Genomic DNA, 250 nt, shown 5'->3' with positions numbered 1-250 from the left:
CGGCAGCGAATAGCGGACCGAACCTGTTCCACTAGTGCCGCTCGGTCTCATGGCAAATGTCGGTCCCGCGCTCGGACAGCAGGTCCTCGACATTGCGCAGGCTCAAAGGGAACCGGACCTACATCATCAACACGAGGCGGATCACCTCGGGCGAGGAGTTGAAGTACCTGAACGAGCTGCCTGACTTCTTCAGTCAAGGCATCACCCCGCCCTGCACTCAACTCCTTAACTGCAAGTGCATTCGCTCGGA

The 250-nt window shown here is 58.8% G+C and carries 1 pseudogene; it reads right to left on the bottom strand.

Going from position 1 to position 250, the window contains the following annotated elements:
- Positions 1-34: 34 nt before the first annotated feature.
- Positions 35-145 (bottom strand): annotated as a pseudogene (locus tag GRI89_RS18330) (IS6 family transposase); the annotation flags it as partial.
- Between the last annotated feature and the right edge of the window lie 105 nt (positions 146-250).

It is taken from the genome of Croceibacterium salegens, from assembly GCF_009827435.1.
Taxonomy (GTDB): domain Bacteria; phylum Pseudomonadota; class Alphaproteobacteria; order Sphingomonadales; family Sphingomonadaceae; genus Croceibacterium_B; species Croceibacterium_B salegens.
This window is presented reverse-complemented; position numbering and strand designations above follow the sequence as displayed.